The following is a 20,648-nucleotide window of genomic DNA, read 5'->3' as shown; positions in this document are numbered from 1 at the left end:
TAGTTTGTACCTGAAACGTGTTCGGTCAACCTTACCTCCCCTGCGCGGTGCGGCGCAGCTACTCCAGCACGGTGACCTGCTCCACGACCGGCAGGTGCATCCGTCCGCCGCCGTGGCGCTCCACGGTCAGCTCCGCGCCAACCGCGGCGGAGACCAGCCGTGACCAGCGCACCTTGTCGCGGTGGACCTCCCGCCGGGAAACGTCGAAGATCCACAGCGAGCGGTCGACCAGCACGGTCGTCCCGGCGAACTCGTCGCCGGCGAGTCGCAGCAGGTACACGTGCCCGCCCAGCCGGTCGTGGGTGAGGCCGTCCAGGTCCGGGGCGTCGGTGGGGGAGGACACCGCCGGGCTCAGGACACTGATGCGGGTGACCAGGCCGAAGCGGTGCACGGTGCCCTCGGCGTCCAGCACGCTCAGCGGCTGGCCGGTCGCGCACCGCCGGACGCCGCCGTGGCGCCAGACCGTCGGCTGCGGCGCGTCGCGCGCGTCCTGCGCCGTGCCGTCCTGCGTACGGGAGGTCCTGGAGGTACTGGAGGTGCGGCCGGTACGGCCGGCGCGGCCCGGACGCACCGCCGCCCACCAGGGGTCGAGGGTGATGCGGTGGTGCGGGTCCTCGGTCTCCACGAGGTAGCGTCCCGGCGACTCGGCGGTGAGGTGGGACGGTCGCTCGGCGACCAGGGCGTCCAGCACATCGGTGACCTCCTCGTCGGAGGAGTTCCAGCCGATGCCGCGGGACTCCAGCACGCCGTAGAGCTGGGGGAGGGTGAGCTCGGGTTGGCGCTCCCATGCCTGCGAGAGGGTCTCCAGGACGCGGGGAATTCTCAGGGGGTCCTTCACCACTCCCATGGTAACGGCGCGACAGTGTACGCATGCGTCGGGTCCGGCGGCGCGTTTCAGACGCGTTGCGGCGCCCTCGGGACGTACACAACGAAGAAATGGCGATGTAACTGCGTTGTAACAATCATCCCGAACCGTGGGATATGCCTCAGCGCCAAGTGGGAATACGCTGCTGTATCGATATGCCGTCCCGCGGGAGATAGGATACAAAGACAACCACAGAACGAGACGGACACCGGCACGACGAAAAAATGTGTGCTGCATCACATTTCGCCGAGCGCACCAGCGGCTCTAAGCCAAGCCTAATTTTGTGTCGCCTGCGCAGGTCCGTATCAGTAGGGCAAACGCACCCGTACCGAGGAAAGGCCACCACCCCAGGCCACCGGCGAAACGCACTGCCCGACCCGACGACCGGAGGATGACCACCCCGTGAACAACCAGCTGAAGAACTACCCGGCGCCCCAGGGGCTCTACAACCCCGCCCACGAACACGACGCGTGTGGCGTCGCCTTCGTCGCCGACATGCACGGACGCGCCACCCACGACATCGTCGAGAAGGGCATCCAGGCGCTGGTCAACCTCGACCACCGCGGTGCCGCCGGAGCCGAGAAGAACACCGGCGACGGCGCGGGCATCCTCATGCAGGTCCCGGACCGCTTCTACCGCGAGGTGCTGGCCGAGCAGGGCATCGACCTGCCCGCACCCGGCGCCTACGCCACCGGCATCGCCTTCCTCCCGGCCGCCCGCATGGCCGCCCTCGACGCGATGCGCGCCGTGGAGTCCATCATCGCCGAGGAGGACCTCACCCTGCTCGCCTGGCGCGAGGTCCCCGTCGACGACTCCGCGCTGGGCGCGATGGCGCGCGACGCCGAGCCGATCTTCTACCAGCTGTTCATCTCCGGGCAGGACGCCGAAGGCAACGAGCTCTCCGGCATCGAGCTGGACCGCCGCGTGTGGTTCGTGCGCAAGCGTGCCGAGCGCGAGCTCGGCTCCAAGGGCCCCGGTGAGGGCCCGGGGTCCGACACCGTCTACTTCCCGTCGCTGTCCTCGCGCACCATCGTGTTCAAGGGCATGCTGACCACCCCGCAGCTGCGCGACTTCTACCCTGACCTGCAGGACGAGCGTGTCGAGTCGGCGCTGGCGGTCGTGCACTCCCGCTTCTCCACCAACACCTTCCCCTCCTGGCCGCTGGCGCACCCCTACCGGCTGCTCGCGCACAACGGTGAGATCAACACCGTGCGCGGCAACGAGAACTGGATGCGCGCCCGCGAGTCCCAGATCCGCTCGGAGGCCCTCGGCGACATCGAGCGCATCCTGCCGGTCTGCGACCCGTCCGGCTCGGACACCGGACGTTTCGACGAGGCCCTGGAGCTGCTCCACCTCGCCGGACGCTCACTGCCGCACGCGGTGATGATGATGGTCCCGCAGGCGTGGGAGCGTAACCCCGCCGTGGACCCGGACGTGCGCGCCTTCTACGAGTACCACTCCTCGCTGATGGAGGCGTGGGACGGCCCGGCGGCGCTGGTCTTCACCGACGGCACCGTCATCGGCTCCGTGCTCGACCGTAACGGACTGCGTCCCGGGCGCATCTGGGTCACCAAGGACGGCCTGGTCATCGGTGGTTCCGAGGCCGGTCTGCTGCCCGTTCCCCCGGAGGACATCGTGCAGCGCCGCCGCGTGGAGCCCGGCCGCATGTTCCTGGTCGACACCGCCGAGGGGCGCATCATCCCCGACGACGAGATCAAGACCCGCCTCGCCGACAAGCCCTACCGCCAGTGGGTCGACGACAACATCGTGCGCTTCGCCGACCTGCCCCCGGTCGAGTACGAGGCGATGAGCCACGAGCGCGTCGTCCTGCGCCAGCGGGTCTTCGGCATGACCGAGGAGGACGTCGACGTCCTGATCCAGCCGCTCGCCGTCACCGGCGGCGAGCAGCTCGGCTCCATGGGCACCGACACGCCCATCGCGGCGCTGTCGGACCGTCCCCGCATGCTCTTCGACTTCTTCGCGCAGCGTTTCGCGCAGGTCACGAACCCGCCGCTGGACTCCATCCGCGAGAAGATGGTTACCAGCATGTTCACCCAGCTGGGACGCCAGGTCGACGTCACCACCGAGGTGCCCGAGGCCGCGCACCGCATCCACCTGGAGACCCCGGTCCTGCTGAACTCCACCCTGGCCACCCTGCGCCAGGCCGGCGACCACGAGGGTTTCGGCGACTTCCGCTCCGCGGTGATCTCCGGGCTCTACCCGGTCGCCCACGGCGGCCGCGGCATGCGCCAGGCCATCGAGCGCATCCGCCGCGAGACCTCGCGGGCCATCGAGGACGGCGCGACGCTGATCATCCTCTCCGACCGTGAGTCCGACGAGCGCATGGCGCCCATCCCGTCCCTGCTGCTCACCAGCGCGGTGCACCAGCACCTCGTCGCCGAGCGCACCCGCACGCAGGCCTCGCTGATCGTCGAGTCCGGTGACGCCCGCGAGGTCCACCACCTGGCGATGCTGATCACCTTCGGCGCCGACGCGATCAACCCCTACCTCGCCTTCGAGACCATCGACGAGCTCGTCAAGCGCGGCCAGCTCGGCTCGCTGAGCACCGACGAGGGCTGCCGGAACTTCATCGAGGGTGCGACCGCCAGCGTGCAGAAGATCATGTCGAAGATGGGCATCGCCACCGTGGCGTCCTACCGCGGCGCCCAGCTCGCCGACGTCACCGGCCTGCACCAGAACCTGCTCGACGACTACTTCGAGGGCTGCAACAGCCCGATCTCCGGCATCGGCCTCGACGAGGTCGCCGCCGACGTCGCCGTGCGTCACCGGTTCGCCTTCCTGCCGCGTCCGGAGGAGGCCGCCCACCGCGAGCTCGAGATCGGCGGCGAGTACAAGTGGCGCCGCGAGGGCGAGTACCACCTGTTCAACCCGGAGACCGTGTTCAAGCTGCAGCACGCCACCCGTACCGGGGCGTACCGCATCTTCAAGGAGTACTCCGAGAAGGTCGACAACCAGGCCAAGCGCCTGGCCACGCTGCGCGGTCTGTTCGAGATGCACAGCGACCGCCCGTCCATCCCCGTCGACGAGGTCGAGCCGGTCTCCGCCATCGTCCAGCGCTTCTCCACGGGCGCGATGAGCTACGGCTCGATCTCCGCCGAGGCGCACGAGACCCTGGCCATCGCCATGAACCGGCTCAAGGGCATGTCGAACTCCGGTGAGGGCGGCGAGGACCCGGGACGCTTCGAACCCGAGGCTGACGGCACCTGGCGCCGCTCGGCGATCAAGCAGGTCGCGTCCGGCCGTTTCGGCGTGACCAGCCACTACCTGAACAACTGCACCGACATCCAGATCAAGATGGCGCAGGGCGCGAAGCCCGGCGAGGGCGGCCAGCTGCCCCCGCACAAGGTGTACCCCTGGATCGCCGAGGTGCGCGTCACGACCCCGGGCGTGGGCCTGATCTCCCCGCCGCCGCACCACGACATCTACTCCATCGAGGATCTCGCGCAGCTGATCCACGACCTGAAGAACGCCAACCCGGACGCCCGCATCCACGTCAAACTCGTCGCCGAGCAGGGCGTCGGCACCGTCGCCGCGGGTGTGTCGAAGGCACACGCGGACGTCGTCCTGATCTCCGGGCACGACGGCGGCACCGGTGCGTCCCCCCTGAACTCGCTGAAGCACGCCGGCGGCCCGTGGGAGCTCGGCCTGGCCGAGACCCAGCAGACCCTGCTGATGAACGGTCTGCGTGACCGCATCACCGTGCAGTGCGACGGCCAGATGAAGACCGGACGCGACGTCATTATCGCCGCCCTGCTCGGCGCTGAGGAGTTCGGTTTCGCCACCGCACCCCTGGTCGTCGAGGGTTGCATCATGATGCGCGTCTGCCACCTGGACACCTGCCCCGTCGGCGTGGCCACCCAGAACCCCGACCTGCGCAAGAAGTTCACCGGCCAGGCCGAGCACGTGGTCAACTTCTTCACCTTCATCGCCCAGGAGGTCCGCGAGTACCTCGCCGAGCTCGGCTTCCGCACCCTGGAGGAGGCCGTGGGCCACTCCGAGTGCCTGCGCTCCGGGAAGGTCGACCCCGGCCACAAGACCGCCGGGTCGCTGGACCTCTCGCCGATCTTCGCCCGCCCCGACAGCCCGTACATGCACCAGGACCTGTACAAGACCAAGCAGCAGGACCACAGCCTGGACGGCGCCCTGGACAACCGCATCCGCGAGGACGCCGAGGAGACCATCCGACGCGCCGCCGCCGGTGAGGGCACCACCATCGAGCTGGCGTACCCGATCACCAACGTCAACCGCTCCGTGGGCACGATGACCGGCTCGCTGATCAGCCGCGTCGCCGGACGCGAGGGGCTGCCCGAGAGCACCGTGAACCTCACGTTCACCGGCTCGGCCGGCAACTCCTTCGGCGCCTTCGTACCCCGTGGCATGACCCTGACCCTCGTCGGCGACGCCAACGACTACGTCGCCAAGGGGCTCTCCGGCGGCACCATCGCCATCCGTCCCAACGGCCGCGACGGCGCGGTCGGCGAGCACCAGATCATCGCCGGCAACGTCCTGGGCTTCGGCGGTGTCTCGGGTGAGATGTTCATCCGCGGCGCCGTCGGCGAGCGCTTCTGCGTCCGTAACTCCGGCGTCACCGCCGTGGTCGAGGGCATGGGCAACCACGGTTGCGAGTACATGACCGGCGGCCGGGTCATCAACCTCGGCCCCATCGGCGAGAACTTCGGCGCCGGCATGTCCGGCGGCATCGCCTACCTCATGGACGACGGTACCGGCGTGGAAGGCATGTCGAAGCACATCAACCCGGGTCTCGTCGACGTGGAGGCCGTCGCCGAGGACGAGCTCGACTGGCTCGTCGACACCATCGAGCGCCACCGGCGCCTCACCGGCTCCACCGTGGACGTGGACCCCCGGTCACTGATCAAGGTCATGCCGCGCGACTACCGCCGCGTCCTGCAGACCATCGAACAGGCCCGCGACGCAGGCCTGGACGCGGACGGCATCGCCGCCGCCATCATGGAGGGAGTCAAGTAATGGCTGATCCGCACGGTTTCATGAAGTTTCCCCGCGAGGAGGCGGCACACCGCCCCGTCCCGCTGCGCCTGATGGACTGGAAGGAGGTCTACGAACCCTTCGCCGACTCGAAGGTGCAGACCCAGGCCTCCCGCTGCATGGACTGCGGCATCCCCTTCTGCCACGACGGCTGCCCCCTGGGCAACATCATCCCCGAGTGGAATGACCTGGTCCGCCAGGGCCGGTGGAAGGAGGCGTACGACCGCCTGCACGCCACCAACAACTTCCCTGAGTTCACCGGTCGCATCTGCCCCGCCCCCTGCGAGGGCGCCTGCGTGCTCGGCATCGAGGGCATCGGGGCCGGTGCCGGCGTCGGTGACCCCGTCGCGATCAAGACCGTGGAACTTCAGATCGTGGAGCACGCCTTCGAGGAGGGCTGGGTGCGCCCGGTCAAGGCCAGCTTCTCCACCGGGCAGTCCGTCGCCGTCGTCGGCTCCGGGCCCGCCGGCCTGGCCGCCGCCCAGCAGCTCACCCGCGCCGGGCACGACGTGACCGTCTTCGAGCGTGACGACCGCATCGGCGGCCTGCTGCGCTACGGTGTCCCGGACTACAAGCTCGAGAACCGCTGGATCGACCGCCGTCTGGTCCAGATGGAGGCCGAGGGCACCACGTTCCGCACCGGTGTCTCGCCGTCCACCACCGACCTCGCCGGCTTCGACGCCGTGGTCATGGCCGTCGGTGCCACCGTCCCGCGCGACGTCTCCCTGCCCGGACGCAACCTCGACGGCGTCCACCAGGCCATGGAGTACCTCCCGATGGCCAACCGCGTGGTCGCCGGCGACATCGACACCCCCGAGATCGACGCCAATGGCAAGCACGTCGTGATCATTGGCGGCGGCGACACCGGCACCGACTGCTTCGGCACCGCGCTGCGCCAGGGCGCGGCCTCCGTCCGGCAGTTCGACTACCACCCCGCCCCGGACCCCTACCGCGCCGAGGACAACCCGTGGCCGGTGTGGCCGAAGATCTGGCGTGTGGCGTCCGCCCACGAGGAGGGCGAGTACCACATCAGCGGCGACGAGTCCGCCGACGAGATCGTCGCCCTCGGCCTCGCCGAGCGCGAGGTCGGCACCCCGCTGGGCAAGCGCGAGCACCGCATCAACACCGTGGAGCTCACCGGTGAGGACGGCCGGGTCACCAGCCTGCGCGCGGCCACCTGCGACCGCACCGCCGAGGGCACCGTCAACCTGCCCGGCACCGAGGTCGACATGGACGCCGACCTCGTCCTGCTCGCCGTCGGCTTCACCTCCGTGGACACCAGGGGCATCATCTCCGAGCTCGGCCTGCCCGTCGACGGCCGTGGACGCCTGAAGCGCGACGACAACTACCGCACCTGGTGGGCGGAGTCCTCCGCCGTGCGCGACACCGGGTTCGACGCACCGGTGTTCGCCACCGGTGACGCCGGACGCGGCGCCTCCCTGATCGTCTGGGCGATCTCCGAGGGACGCGCCTGCGCCGCCGCCGTGGACCGCGCGCTGATGGGCGAGAGCGCCCTGCCGCGCCCCGTCGCGCCGTCCGACATGCCGCTGAGCGTGTAGTCCGGACCCCGGGGGCGGGGCCGGTCCCGTCTTCGTCCCCGGGTAGATTTACTCCCCATGACCGGCGGCGCACTTCTCAGCATCCTCGTCGCGTGGCTGCTCGCCATCGCGTCGCCCGGGCCCGACCTCGTCCAGATCCTGCGCCTCGGTGCCGTCCGGCGCAACGGGGTGGCCTGCGCCCTCGGCATCATGAGCGGCAACACCCTGTGGATCCTCGCCAGCATGGTCGGCCTGTCCGCCCTGGTGGACGCCTTCCCGTGGGTGCTGACGGTCCTGTTCCTCGTCGGCGGCGGATTCCTGCTGTGGATGGGCCAGGGCGCTCTGCGCGGGGGTCTGGCCGAACGACGCTCCGCCGGGACCACCGTGACGGCCACCACCGCTGAGAAGGTCTCCACGGCCACCGCGTGGCGGCTCGGGCTGATGACGAACCTGGCCAACCCGAAGGCGCTGGTGTTCTTCGGCGCGGTCTTCGCCGGCTTCGTGCCGCCGGACACCGGGTGGGGAATGCGTCTGGTCGTTCTGCTGATGATGCTGGTCACGGGCGTGGCCTGGTTCGTCCTCGTCGCCGTGATGGTGTCGGTGCCTGCGCTGTCGCGACGCCTCCAGGCCGCCGGGCCGTGGATCGACATCGTCGCCGGCGCGGTCTTCCTCGTTCTCGGCGTGATCCTGGTCGGCGAAGGAGTCATGGAGACCGTGGCGCTGCTGCGCTGACCGTCCCCGGCGCTCCTGGCCGTCACATGCGGCCGGATCACCCTTCCAGGTAGCTGTTCTGCCCGAAACCCTGCCTGGGCGGGCGACAATTCAATCGGCGCGGGGCACAGGGCCACCGTCTCCGGTGCGCAGCGCCCCACCACGCAGGCGGAAACCACCATGAGCGCCGCCCGTGAGCGCCCTGAAACTCCCAGCGCACACCCCGTGCCCCGCAAGTTTGGTAACGATATTCCGGCTGGACTTCCCACGCACCGCGCGGAGTCGTAGGATGGTCGGCATGCCTGAGCGAGAAGAGCACAAGGTACCGGCGCAGGACGTCTCCGTCCGCGGTGACGACATCCGGCTCGGCCAGTTCATCAAACTGGCGAACCTGGTCGATTCCGGCGGCGCGGCCAAGGAGGTCATCGCCGCCGGTCGGGTGACGGTCAACGGCGAGGCCGACACCCGCCGCGGACGTCATCTGCGCACCGGTGACGAGGTGGCTGTCCTTGACGAGGACGCCACCCCGGTCGCCACCGCACGCGTCGTCACCCAGGGTGACGGTGTGGACGGTGACGGTGCCAGTGACGATGACGACTACTTCGACGAAGCAACTGCCGATGACGATTTCGACCCCGACAAGTGGAGGAACCTCTGATGCCCGCTCTCGTAGCGGAGCCAGGAATGCCGATCTGGATCGACCTGGCTACCACTGACCTGGAGAAGGCGAAGACCTTCTACACCGAGCTCCTGCACTGGGAGTTCGACACGCAGTGCGACGGCTACCTCGTCGCCAAGAAGAACGGCATGCCTGTCGCCGGCCTCGGTGAGGTCCCGGACGACAAGTCGTCGTTGTGGGGCATGCTGCTGTACGCCCCGGACATCGACACCGTGCACGATGAGGCGGTGAAGGCGGGCGCGACGAGCGTGCTGTCCCCGCGCAACGTGGGACGTCGCGGTCGCATGGCCGTGATCGTCGACCCGTCGGGTGCGACGGTGGGCCTCAAGCAGCCGTCCGGCGACGAGCCGTTCTTCGCCGCGGGCGAGCCCGGGACCCCGGTGTGGCACGAGCTGCTCGTCGGCGAGCAGTTCGACGCGACGATGAAGTTCTACCACGACCTCGCAGGATGGGACATCCGTCAGCACAGCGACACGGACAAGTTCCGCTACGCCACCGGCGAGTACAACGGTGCCCCGCTGTGCGGCATGTGGGACACCAGCGAGCTGGACGAGAACCCGTCGATGTGGACCCTCTACCTGGGCTGCGTGGACGTGGACGCGGCGGCGAAGAAGGTCAAGAAGCTGGGCGGCAAGCTGGTCCGTGCCCCGTGGAACTCCGAGCTGGGTCGTCTGTGCACCCTCGTCGACCCGACGGGTGCGCTGGTGAACCTCTGCGAGATCGCCGAGCCGACGCCGGAGAGCCTCGAGGACATCCACGAGCCCGACATCATGGCCCCTGGCGCGCCCCAGCCCTGACCCGGACTGGCGCGTACTGACGCACGACAACGCCCTGACCGGTGCTGGCGAAAGCACCGGTCAGGGCGTTGTCGTATGTTGTGTCTCTCCCCCGGGGTGGGGTTCTACAGCTGCGCGGCGAGCATGGGGGCGGTACCGACGGGGTCGATGCCGGCCTCGTCCAGCGCCTGCAGCGCACCGGCGGGGTCCGAGGCGAAGCGGGACGCGGTCTCGTGGTCGACGCCGAGGCGTTCGGCGGCGGCGACGGTCGCGGCCGGGTCCGCGGCGAGCTTGCCGGCGGTCTCGGCGTCCACGCCGGCACCTTCCAGCGCGGCGCGCAGCGCCTCCGGGTCGGCGTCGGACGCGACGGCGTCGGCAGCGGCGTCGGACGCATCGGCGGCCGGGGCGTCCTGCGCGGGTGCCGCCGGAGCTGACTTGACCTGGGCCAGGAGGGCGTCGGTGTCGACGGTGCCGTTGGCGATCTGGGCGGCGTAGTCCGTGGCGCCGAAGGCGGTGAGCAGGCGCAGGATGCTGTCGAGCGTGACGTCGCCGCCGCCGATGAGCTCGGCGAGGCGGGAGATGTCGGGGCCACCGTCGCCGAGGGGCTGGCCCTGCTCGTCGACGAGAGAGCCGACGAGGTCGCCGACCTGGTTGGCGATGTCGCCACCGTCGGCGCCGAGGCCGAGGGCGCCGAGCACGAGGGCGGCGATCGCGGCGACGGGCATGGTCTCGCCGGCGTCGCGCGCCTCGATGCCGGAGGACGCCAGGACCGAGCCCAGGCCCTCGCCGAGGCCGGAGTTCATCGCGGCCTCGAGGACGGCCTCCGGGCCGACGGCGCCGCCGACCAGGCCGAGAAGGTTGACCAGCAGGTCCGTGCTCAGCGGCTGGTCGAGGCCCGGCTCGCCGCCCGCGGCCTCCTGGTGCTCGGTGTCGTTGGCCTCCTCGGCCTGGCCGAGTGCCGCATCGGTGATCGGCTTGAGTGCGTCGACGATGTTGCCGGCGGCGCTGCCGTCCGAGGGGGCGCCGGTGAGGCCCTGGAGCTGCTCGTCGGTGCCGTAATAGGTGTTCATGTCGACGTTGGTGTAGATGCCGTCGACCTGGCCCTCGGAGGAGTACTGCCAGAAGGTGACCTCGTCCCAGCCGCCGGGGATCTCGTTCGGCAGGGTGGGGTTGTAGTAGGCGAGCCACAGCGGGTACTCGGAGAACTCCGTGGTGTTGCCCATGTCGTTGAGCCAGAAGTTCTGGTACGTGTAGATGATCGGTTCGCGGCCGGTCTGGACCTTGATCTCGTCGATCCAGTCGCGGACCCAGTTCTGCAGGTCCTCGGGGGCGAGTCCGCCGGACTCCTCGAGGTCGAGGGTCGGCGGCAGGGAGGGCTGGACGCCGGTGGCCAGGGTCGCGGCGTAGTGCTGAGCCTCGGCACGCGGGTCGGTCTCGCCGGGCTTGGCGTAGTGGTAGCTGCCCGGGGTCACGCCGGCGGCGGAGGCCTTGGCGGAGTCGGAGGTGAAGTAGGGGTTGACGTACCCGGTGCCTTCGCTGGCCTTGATGAAGGCGAAGCTCTGGCCGGACGCCGCGACGCTCTGCCAGTCGATGGCGGAGTCGCCGGGGTGCTGGTGGCTCGCGACGTCGACCCCGTCGAGCGCCCAGGTGGGCACGGGGAGGACGTCGGTGGCGACCAGTGCGGCGACCGCTGCGGCTGAGCCGAAGAGGGTCACTGCGGTGAGTCGGGCGGGGACGGTGGTGCGCGCCGATCGACGCCAGGGGAGAGACAACATGCGCCACACGATACACACGATTCACAACATTCACACTAGTAACACGCGCACCGCGTGTCGGATTTTCTGCTGCTCACCGCGCCGAGGTCGTTTTCTCAGGGGTGCCACAGAGCACGGGAAGAGTCGGGGAAGGCCCGGGAAAGGCGCTGGAAAGGGAGCGGGAGGAACGTCAAAGGTCCTCCCCGCGCCCGCCCGGGAGGTACCGGGGACGGGTGCGGGGAGGACCAGGGTTCGTGCTGGTGGAAGGTGGTGTTTCCTACAGGTTGGCGGCGAGCACGTTGGCGGCCCAGGCCGGGTCGATGCCGGCTGCGCGTGCCGCGCCGAGAGCCTGCTCGGGGTTGTTCGCCGCCCAGACGGCGGTCTGGCGCGGGATGCCGAGACGCTCGCCGGCGGCGATGGTGGCCTCCGGGTCGGCGAGCAGCTGACCCACCACGCCGGGATCCACACCGGCGGCCAGTGCGACGCCGGCGACGCGGCCCGGGTCGTTGATCGTGGCCTTCGAGTTGTCCTGGCCGCCGGTCGCACCGGTTCCGCCGGGAAGCGACGGGAGTTCAGGCAGGGACGGCAGTTCGGGCAGCGACGGGAGGGTGGACGCGGACGACGCCGGGGAGGCGGAGGACGCGGTGGCGGCCCCGGCGGTGGGGGCGGCGATCGCGGTGAGCGTCCCGGTGGTGAGGGCGAGCGCGGCAGCGGTCGCGGCGGCGCGGCGGAATCGGGGGCGGCGAGGGGCAGTGGTCGTGCTGGAGAGAATGGTCATGGCGCCGATGATAGTCATATCAGGAATGAACACAACTGTGCCGGTCTGCACGCCGGTACTACCGGGGCTGTGGCGGGCCGTTCCGGCCCTGCTGTGGGTACTGCTGTGGCGGGTACTGCCGGGGTGGGAACGGCGGCGCCTGCTGCGGGAATTGCTGCATCGGCTGTATCGGCGGCATCTGCTGGCCCTGCTGAGCAGCCACCGGCGGCAGGAACGGCCGCACCGGTGCGACGGGAATGCGCTGGTAGATGCTCGCCGCCGGGTACAGTCCCGCGTCTGCGAGCACCCGGGCCTCCTTCGTGGAGATCACCACCGCGGTGACGAGCAGTACCGCGCCGACGGTCCAGATGAACACCATGTTCACGATCTGGGCGGTCAGGGAGTCCAGCTGCAGATTCCATCCGGCGTGAACGAGGAAGCCCGCGGCGCCGCCGCCGAGCACCCAGCTCAGTCGTCGCGTCCAGGTCAGCCCGGCGGCGTAGACGGCCATGCCGATGCCGAATCCGACGAGCCCGGCGCAGATCCCGTGCAGCAGCGGCCCGGCGACCAGACGGAACAACCACATCTCCGAGACCCCGGCCAGGTCGGAGCTCGGGTGGTAGAAGCTCAGCATCATGGCGTAGCCGAAGTTCTCGAAGGCCTCGAAGCCGATGCCGATGAGCACCCCGGCGACGAGCCCGTGCCACGGCCGGTTCCACCAGGCGCGGCCCAGGTGCAGCAGCAGCCACACCCCGAGCCCCTTGGAGAGTTCCTCCGGGTAGGCGCCGCCGAGGGAGAGGGCCATCTCGTCGATGTTCCAGCTGTAGGACAGGTCGATCAGCCGCTCGCCGATGGCGAAGGCGGGCAGCATGGCGCCGGTCATGCCCCACAGCACGGCGGCCGCGGCGAGCAGCCAGGGCGTGCCCCGGTAGATGAGCAGGCGGGAGAACAGGAACCACATCACGGCCGTGAAGACCACGGTGTACAGGGCACACAGGGCGACCGGTCCGGGCCCGGGGAAGATCATCATGATCAGGGGGTTCAGCGCCGCCACCAGCAGACCGATGACGGTGAGGACCAGGAACGTCCACCCGAAGACGTCCCAGGTGGGACGGAGTTTCGGACGCTGCGTCGGTGGGAAGGAGTCGTGGTGGGCACGCGGGACGTCGATCACGCGCCAGCCCTGCCGCGTGGTGTCCCGGGCGCTGACCCCGGGGTCGTTGTTGCCGTTATGCTGCACGGACGCTCCCCAGGAGTTGCTCGGCGGCGGCCGCCACGACGTCTGCGTCGTCGCCGGTCACCGTGACGGTGTAGAGGACCCGTTCCGGGCCGTCCAGCAGGAAGGACGCCGCGGCGGTGTACAACCCCGACCCGGTACTGCCGTCGCTGCCGCTGCCGTCGCTGTCGCCGTACTGCACGGGGCGGGTGTCCGGCGAGGCGGGCTCGCGGAGGCCGTCCTCGAAATCATCGAAGAAGCCGTCGGGGTCGTTCAGCAGGGTAGGTTCCAGTTCGAGCACCGGGGTGGTCAGAACTTCGGTGGTGCGCGCGGCGAGCGTGGGGTGCAGCAGGTCGGCGGCGTCGGAGTCGTCCACGGTGGTGAACGTGGCGCCGGACATGTCGCCGTAGAAGATGGCGCGCATGGACCGCCGGGCGGCCTGCGTGGTGTCCCCGTCCTCGTCGCCGACCCCGTTCATCGACATGATGTCGAGGTCGACGTAGTTGCCGAACCGGTCGGCGCACTCGGCCTCCAGGGTGCCGGGCAACATCGCGTCACCGGTCGCGACGCACTGCGGGTCCAGGGCCGTGAGGTCGAGGGGGTCGTGGTCCCAGGACAGGAGGCTGTCGGCGGCGGCCTCGTTGAGTAGGTACGGTTCGGTGTCCGGTGACGGGTTCATCGGCACGGCGAACGGGACGACGAGCGCCACCAGCACCACGCCGACGAGGATGAACCAGCGCGCGGTGCGGTGCCCGCCGACGGCCGCGGGACGGAAGCGTCCGTCCGGATCGGCGTTCGGCGGGAGAGAAGGAGGCCCAGAAAAAGACCCGGAAACTGGGCCGGGTGCTGGACGCCCCCACCCGTCCGCCCCCGGGTCCGGGGTGATCGGTGCTACCGGCATTCTCAGGAGATTACCAGATCGTCACGCGCTGCTCCTCGGGCAGCCACATGCCGTTGTCGGCGTCCACGCCGAAGGCCTCGTAGAACTCCGCGACGTTGGAGGCGACCACGTTGCAGCGGAACTCTCCGGGGGAGTGCGGGTCGATGGCCACGTACTGCGCGGCCATCTGCGGGCGGATCGCGGTGCGCCACACGGTGGCCCACTGCAGGAAGAAGCGCTGCAGGACGCTGAACTCGCCGTCCAGCCCCTCGACCGGGGCGGTCGGTGCGGAGTCCACGGTCTCGCCGCGGTCGGCGAGCCACTTCTTCAGCGCGACCACGGCGATGCCGAGGCCGCCGAGGTCACCGATGTTCTCGCCCAGGGTGAAGGAACCGTTGACCTTGTGGTCGGTCTGGCCGCGCTGCGCCAGGCCGGTGGGCACCAGCCCGTCGTACTGGGTGACGAGCCGGTCGGTCAGTTCGGTGAAGGCGGCGCGGTCGTCCTCGGTCCACCAGGAGTTCAGGTTGCCCTCGCCGTCGTACTTGGAGCCCTGGTCGTCGAAGCCGTGGCCGATCTCGTGGCCGATGACCGCGCCGATGGCGCCGAAGTTGGCGGCCATGTCGGCGCTGTCGCGGTCGGCGTCGAAGAACGGCGGACGCAGGATCGCCGCGGGGAAGGTGATGTCGTTGCGCACCGGGTTGTAGAAGGCGTTGACGGTCTGCGGGGTGGTGAACCACAGGTCGCCGTCGCTGGGCTTGCCGAGCTTGGCGACCTCGAACTCGTGGTTGAAGTCGGAGGCGGCACGGTAGTTGGCCAGCAGGTTCTCGCCGCGTCCTGCGTGCTCGCCGAGCTCCAGGCCGGAGAAGTCGCGCCAGGTGTCCGGGTAGCCCACGCGGGCGCGGAAGGTGCCGAGCTTCTCCAGGGCACGTTCGCGGGTCTGCGGGGTCATCCAGGGCAGCTCGCTGATGCGGTCACGGTAGGCGGCGAGCAGGTAGTCCACGAGTTCGCCCATGAGCTCCTTGTACTCGGGCGGGAAGTGCTCGGCCACGAACTCCTGTCCGACCTCCTCGCCCACGGCGCCCTCGACCATCATCACGGCCCGCTTCCAGCGGTCGCGCTGTTCGGTGGAGCCGGAGAGCGTGCGCCCGTAGAAGTCGAAGTTGGCCTCGGAGAACTCGCGCGGTAGTTTTCCGGCACGCGCGGTGAGCACCCGCCAGTACGCCCACAGCTTCCATTCGTCGAGGTCACGGCCGTTGTCCGCGCCGGGTACCAGGGAGGCGACGTGCTCCAGGTAGGACGGTTGGCTCACGATCACCTCCGGCGCGACGTCGGTGGTGATACCGACGCCGTCGAGCCAGGCGGCGAAGGGGAAGCCGGACGGCAGGGCGTCCTGCGCGGTGGGGTTGTGCGTCTTCTCCGCGTCGCGGGATGCCACGGTGTCCCAGTGGCCCGCGGCCAGCGCGGTCTCGAAGGCCATCAGCGCGTCGGCGGCGGTGGACGCGTCGGCGTCGGCGAACCTGCCCGGCAGCGGCTGCCCGCCGGTGGCCTCGACCAGGCCCAGGAAGCGCTCGATGAACGCCCGGTACTCGGCACGGACCTCGGCGTGCTGCTCCTCGCGGTAGTAGGCCTCGTCCGGCAGGCCGAGACCGGTCTGCACCAGGTAGGCGACCTCCAGGCCGCTGCCGCCGGCGTCTTTCTCCGTCCAGAATCCGACGACGCCGCCGACGCCGTGCCGGTCGAGCTGCGCGAGCGCGGCGACGAGTCCGTCGGGGCCGTCCAGGTCCGGGGCGTCCCGCACCGGGTCGAGGTCCGGGGACAGGACGGACAGGCCGGCCTGCTCGATGCCGTGCTCACCGTCCTCGTCCATGTAGGAGCTGAACAACGCGCCGATGCGCGTGGACGGGTCCGCGCCCGCCACGATCGCCTTCACGTCCAGTTCGGCGCGGTCGCGCAGCTCGTGGAACTTGCCGTCGACGGCGCGGTCCGCCGGGATCTCGTGGGACGCCAGCCAGGCGCCGTTGACGTGACGGTAGAGGTCGTCCGCCGGCGCGGGGACGGTGCCGGTGGAACGCTCGGTGATGTTGTCGGGGATCTCAGTCATGGCCACCACTGTAGGCATCCGTCAGATCAGCTGCGGATGGAACGTCCACACCCCCGGGTCACGGTAGTGCGGAATCCCCGACCACCTGCGGTTCGCCCGTCTGGCGACGATCCTGGAGTCCACCCCGCCGGGACCGATGCAGAAGTCGGTGTAGCGCAGCACCAGCCACCCCCACTGCGCCGCCGCGGCGTGGGACTTGCCCGGGGTCAGCACGGCGAGGTCGGCGGCGAGCACGTCGTCGCCCTTCGCCCCGTCGTACATCCTGGTCGGGAATCGTCGCAGCTCCCCGTCGGTGGACGTCGGGGTGTGGGACGCCCGGACGTCCACCGCCGCCTGCAGCGGGGTGGCCACCGTGACGCCGTGACGCCGTGGCACCTGCGGTGACGTTCGGTGCCCTTCCTGTCGCGGGCGCGCAGCAGTAGACGGTCCCGCGTGCCGGCGCGTCCGGTGGACGGCACCAGGCCGCGCGCCGGCAAAGAGCATCGGGCGCTCGTCGTAGAGGAACAGGGCGGTCGGCCCGGTGTAGACCAGGTCCGGCACCAGGTGCGACAACGCCTGCAGCGCCGTCAGGTCGTCCGGCGGCGACGAGTTCCGCGGTCAGCCAGAACGGCCGTGAACACAGTGGTGTCGGCGGTGTCGGCGGCGTCGTTGATTCCCCCATGACCTATCCCCTCCGCCCGCCATCGTAGCCGCCCCCGACGGAACCCCGAAGGAATCCGGACGGCCCCCAGACGCACAACGACGGTTTCCGTCCGCCGCCGGGGTCGAAGTGCTCACTTCGTGCCCGGGGCCGGACGGAAACCGTCGTCAACGGTTCCTGCCGGTACCGCCTAGCTCAGGCGCATCGGCCCCGGCGACCAGAGACCCGAACGGTTCTCGGTCTCGATGTCGAGGTCCACCGCCTTGGGCTCCTCGCCGGTGCTCGAGGAGAACTGGGTGAGCTTGGTGACCACACCCCAGTCGCGCTGCCAGTCGTTGTCGAGGTAGGTCGACATCTCGGTGCCACGGGTACTCATCTGGACCAGGCCGCCGGCGCCGCCGCCGTAGTAGTCCATGACCGGTGCGTGGGCCTTCTTGGCGTCGTGCTCCGGGGAGATCTGGTACTCCGGCACCTCGGCGACTCCGGCGTAGTGGCTGAACGGGCGCTGCGCCGGGAACTGCAGCGGCACGGACCAGTCGAGCAGCGTCGGGGCGTCGCCGATGACGTCGTCCAGCGGGGCCAGGGTGGGCACGCGCGGCGGGGTGAAGGCCAGCCACTGGTCCGGCGTGACGTTCATGTCCGCGGCCTGGATGCGCACCACGTCCGCGTCCTCCGGGATCTGGTCCATCGGGAAGCGCAGGTTGCGCCACTGCGGTGCGGTGCCGATGTCCAACGGCTCCAGCTCGCCCATGACCTCGAAGTCGTCGGAGCTGCTCCCGTCGCCGCTGCTGCGGCCGTACTCCAGCTTGAGCTCCTGGCCGTACTGGCGCACACCGTTCATGTCCAGGTGGGAGATCTCGCCGGCGGCGGAGACGATCAGCAGCGGGGAGTCCTCGCTGCGCTCCGGCAGGGAGTACCAGGACGTGGTGGTCTCGGCCTGCAGCTGCAGCCCGTCGGTGTAGGAGCCGACGACCGGGACCTGGGTGCGGTCGATGTCGAAGGGCAGCTGGGCGTAGGAGTCGTTGGCGCCCTCCAGGGAGTTCAGCCCGCCGCCGGGGCCGGTGTCGGTGACGTCCTCGTCGTCCTCACTGGAGCCGAAGGCGTTGGTGTCCACGGCGGAGGTCTGCGGCGAGGAGCCGGACTCGGACCCGGAGCTCTCCTCGATGCGGTTGGGGATGTTGTTCTCCCCGAAGCCGCGGGAACCCTCGCTGGTGAGGGAGTCGGCAAAGTCGGTGCCGTCGGCGGTGTCGAGGAAGGAGTCGTTGGTGTCGGACTCCACGAGGGCGTCGCCGGCCAGGCCGCTGGTGTTGCCGGTCAGGGCCGTCAGGTTGCCCTTGCCGATGGAGTACGCCGGCCACTGGGAGATGAAGCCCTTGCCCAGCGAGGCGAGGTTGAACACCACGACCAGGATGGTGAGTACGGCGATCGGGGCGGCGGCGACACCGGCGAAGCGCTGCGCCTGGGCGGCCTCGCGGCGGTCGACCTCCTTGAGCTCGGCGTCGGTGGTGGCGTTGGCCTCGCGGATGTCGTTGAGGAAGCCGATGACCACGCCGACGAGCATGACCAGCACGGAGAGCACCATCATGCCGGTGGAGATCTCGAAACCGGCGATCTGGACGGGCTTGTCGTACCAGGGCACGCCGAAGCTGGCGATGTACCACCAGCCGTTGGTGCCGGCGAGGGTGAAGGCGAACAGCAGCAGGCAGGCGCCGAGGAAGACGATCCGGTTACGTGCCGAGCGCATCGCCATGCTGGACGCCGCGACGGCGGCGAGCGCCGCCAGGCCGGCGGCGATGCCGGCGTAGACACCGAAGTGGTGGGTCCACTTGGTGGGGGTGAAGGTCATGAAGAACATGGTGCCGACGATCACGAGGGTCAGACGCAGCGCCGGACCGTGGGCCGTGCCCGGGACGCGGCGGTTGCGCAGCATCGAGGCGACGACGACGGCCAGGCACAGCAGCATCATCAGGACGCAGAAGCGGCGGGGGAACGAGCCGTCCACCGTCTGCTTGAGCAGCTCGGTGTAGCGCTGCGGTTCCTCGTACCAGGACAACGACGGGCCGACGGGGCCGCGCACGCCGATGGACTCCATGACGGTGCTCAGCGTCTGGTCGCCGAACACGCAGATCAGCACGGCGGTGCCGGCGCCCAGGAACGGGGCGATCTGTGCGAGGACGGCCCAGGTGACGGACTTCTTCGAGCTGCCGCGTCCCGCGTTGAGCAGGGGCAGACGACGGATCACGATACGGATCAGCCCGGACAGGGCGACCAGGATCGAGGCGACGGCCATGAGGCCGGTCGGCCCGGCGGCCAGCGACAGGGTCGCGACGATGACGCCGATCGCGGCGGGCAGCAGGCGTCCGGTGGCGATGGCGCGCTCCATGCAGACCCAGGTCAGCAGGGCGCCGAGGGCGATGACGGGCTCGGGACGCAGACCGTTGTTGTAGGTCATGGCGAAGACGAGGAACATGCCGGCGGCGGTCCAGTGCGCCACCTTGCGCTGGGAGATCTTGGCACCCAGGCGGGGCAGCACCTCACGCGAGAGCAGCATCCAGGTCAGGAGGCTGGCGATCAGCACGGGCAGTCGCATCCACACCGAGACGGTGGAGACGTGCGTCATCAACGCCAGCAGGTCGTAGTAGGGGGCGCCGAAGGGAGACTCCGGCACACCGAACCACCGGTAGTAGTTCGCCATGTAGCCGGACTCCTGGCTGGCCCGGGCCATGGTCAGCAGGTAGCCGTCGTCGGCGGTGTTGGCGCCGATGAAGTACCAGACCACGAGCACGCCGCCTACCACGGCGTCGAGCCAGCGCGGGCGCCACCAGTTGGCGGGCAGGAACCGACGACGGGTACGGGTGCGTCCGTCGAGGATGTCCATGCGGTGCAGCGCCCAGAGGGAGACGACCATGAACAGGACGCCGAGGACCATCGCGGCGATCTTGATGCCGCTGGCGGTGGAGGTGTACCGCGAGTCGACGGTCACGTCCACCTGCAGGCCGGCGTCGATCGCGGCCTGGGCGTTCTCCGGGCTGTCGGTCATCTCGGTGAAGATGCCGGTCAGCATCGGGCGGATGTCGTCGCCGAAGCCGCCCTCCAGCGGGTTGCCGTCCTCGTCGGTGGCGTCCGGGATCCAGGCGCGCGTGCCCTCGTAGTCGGAGGTGATGCGCAGCTGCGCGTCGTCCGGCAGGCTCTCCAGCGTCTCGGTGTCGACCGACAGCGCCACGGAGTTGCGCACGACCACGTCCAGTCCGTCCGGCGTGGAGCGCACGAACATGCCGCGCAGCGTCGCCTCCTCGGCGTCCTCCGGCACGGTGGACAGCACGGTGGTCTGGTTGCCGTTGAGGTCGCGGACCTCGGCCAACGGCAGGGTGATGTCCAGGTTCTCCGGGTGGTAGGACATCAGCGGAGCCTCGACGCTGCGCAGGTCACCGCCCTGCGGCCAGGAGAAGCTGGACTGTTCCTGATTGACCGGCAGCAGGGGGGTCAGGCAGAACAGGACGAGGGCCGCGATGCCCGACAGGACGGCCAGCGCCTTGAGACGGTCCACCGTGACCGCTGTCGTCCGGGCAGGGTTGTCCCCGGTGTTCGTCTCGGGGGCCTGTTCAGACACCTCGTCGGGCGCCTCATGTTCGACTCGTGACATAGCAGCACATGTTACGGCAGGAGTCTGGTGTGGCCTAAGCCGTGGTCGGGCACGGCGCGTGCG

Annotated in this window: 13 protein-coding genes; 5 read left to right on the top strand and 8 right to left on the bottom strand. The window is 69.9% G+C overall.

What is annotated here, in order from left to right; translation table 11 throughout:
- Positions 1-58 precede the first annotated feature (58 nt).
- Positions 59-838, bottom strand: a complete 780-nt coding sequence (locus tag ACT3TD_RS01300) for a hypothetical protein (RefSeq protein WP_301442261.1) — start codon at positions 836-838, stop codon at positions 59-61.
- A gap of 441 nt (positions 839-1,279) precedes the next feature.
- Between ACT3TD_RS01300 and gltB the strand changes: the two genes are divergently transcribed.
- From gltB to ACT3TD_RS01275, 5 genes are all read left to right on the top strand, one after another.
- Positions 1,280-5,872, top strand: a complete 4,593-nt coding sequence (gene gltB, locus ACT3TD_RS01295) for a glutamate synthase large subunit (RefSeq protein WP_301442268.1) — start codon at positions 1,280-1,282, stop codon at positions 5,870-5,872.
- The gene (locus ACT3TD_RS01290) at positions 5,872-7,449 is read left to right on the top strand and encodes a glutamate synthase subunit beta (RefSeq protein WP_301442262.1); all 1,578 of its coding nucleotides are present in this window, start codon (positions 5,872-5,874) and stop codon (positions 7,447-7,449) included. Before gltB ends, ACT3TD_RS01290 begins: the two co-directional genes overlap by 1 nt.
- A 57-nt stretch (positions 7,450-7,506) precedes the next feature.
- Positions 7,507-8,160, top strand: coding sequence for a LysE family translocator (locus ACT3TD_RS01285; protein ID WP_301442263.1), 654 nt, complete (start codon positions 7,507-7,509; stop codon positions 8,158-8,160).
- A gap of 277 nt (positions 8,161-8,437) precedes the next feature.
- Positions 8,438-8,797 (top strand): RNA-binding S4 domain-containing protein, encoded by a 360-nt coding sequence (locus tag ACT3TD_RS01280; protein ID WP_301442264.1) that lies wholly within the window; start codon positions 8,438-8,440, stop codon positions 8,795-8,797.
- Entirely contained in the window at positions 8,797-9,615 is an 819-nt protein-coding gene (locus tag ACT3TD_RS01275) for a VOC family protein (protein WP_301442265.1), read from the top strand. Before ACT3TD_RS01280 ends, ACT3TD_RS01275 begins: the two co-directional genes overlap by 1 nt.
- Positions 9,616-9,719: 104 nt before the next feature.
- Here ACT3TD_RS01275 and ACT3TD_RS01270 read toward each other — a convergent pair whose 3' ends face one another.
- From ACT3TD_RS01270 to ACT3TD_RS01240, 7 genes are all read right to left on the bottom strand, one after another.
- On the bottom strand, positions 9,720-11,369 hold the full coding sequence (locus ACT3TD_RS01270) for a glycoside hydrolase family 25 protein (RefSeq protein ID WP_367620295.1): 1,650 nt from the start codon (positions 11,367-11,369) through the stop codon (positions 9,720-9,722).
- A 256-nt stretch (positions 11,370-11,625) separates the two neighbouring features.
- Positions 11,626-12,126, bottom strand: a complete 501-nt coding sequence (locus ACT3TD_RS01265) for a hypothetical protein (RefSeq protein WP_441579428.1) — start codon at positions 12,124-12,126, stop codon at positions 11,626-11,628.
- A 58-nt stretch (positions 12,127-12,184) separates the two neighbouring features.
- Entirely contained in the window at positions 12,185-13,345 is a 1,161-nt protein-coding gene (locus tag ACT3TD_RS01260) for a PrsW family intramembrane metalloprotease (protein WP_441579429.1), read from the bottom strand.
- Positions 13,335-14,222 (bottom strand): hypothetical protein, encoded by an 888-nt coding sequence (locus tag ACT3TD_RS01255; protein ID WP_301443219.1) that lies wholly within the window; start codon positions 14,220-14,222, stop codon positions 13,335-13,337. Before ACT3TD_RS01255 ends, ACT3TD_RS01260 begins: the two co-directional genes overlap by 11 nt.
- 10 nt (positions 14,223-14,232) lie before the next feature.
- Positions 14,233-16,302, bottom strand: coding sequence for a M13 family metallopeptidase (locus tag ACT3TD_RS01250; protein WP_301443220.1), 2,070 nt, complete (start codon positions 16,300-16,302; stop codon positions 14,233-14,235).
- Positions 16,303-16,323: 21 nt separating this feature from the next.
- Positions 16,324-16,677, bottom strand: a complete 354-nt coding sequence (locus tag ACT3TD_RS01245; protein ID WP_441579430.1) for a hypothetical protein — start codon at positions 16,675-16,677, stop codon at positions 16,324-16,326.
- A gap of 455 nt (positions 16,678-17,132) precedes the next feature.
- Positions 17,133-20,585, bottom strand: coding sequence for an arabinosyltransferase domain-containing protein (locus ACT3TD_RS01240; protein ID WP_444614756.1), 3,453 nt, complete (start codon positions 20,583-20,585; stop codon positions 17,133-17,135).
- Positions 20,586-20,648: the final 63 nt, after the last annotated feature.

The organism is Corynebacterium sp. AOP36-E1-14, from assembly GCF_052377495.1.
GTDB lineage: Bacteria > Actinomycetota > Actinomycetes > Mycobacteriales > Mycobacteriaceae > Corynebacterium.
The sequence above is the reverse complement of the archived record's forward strand: the minus strand, read 5'-3'. Positions and strand labels throughout refer to the sequence as shown.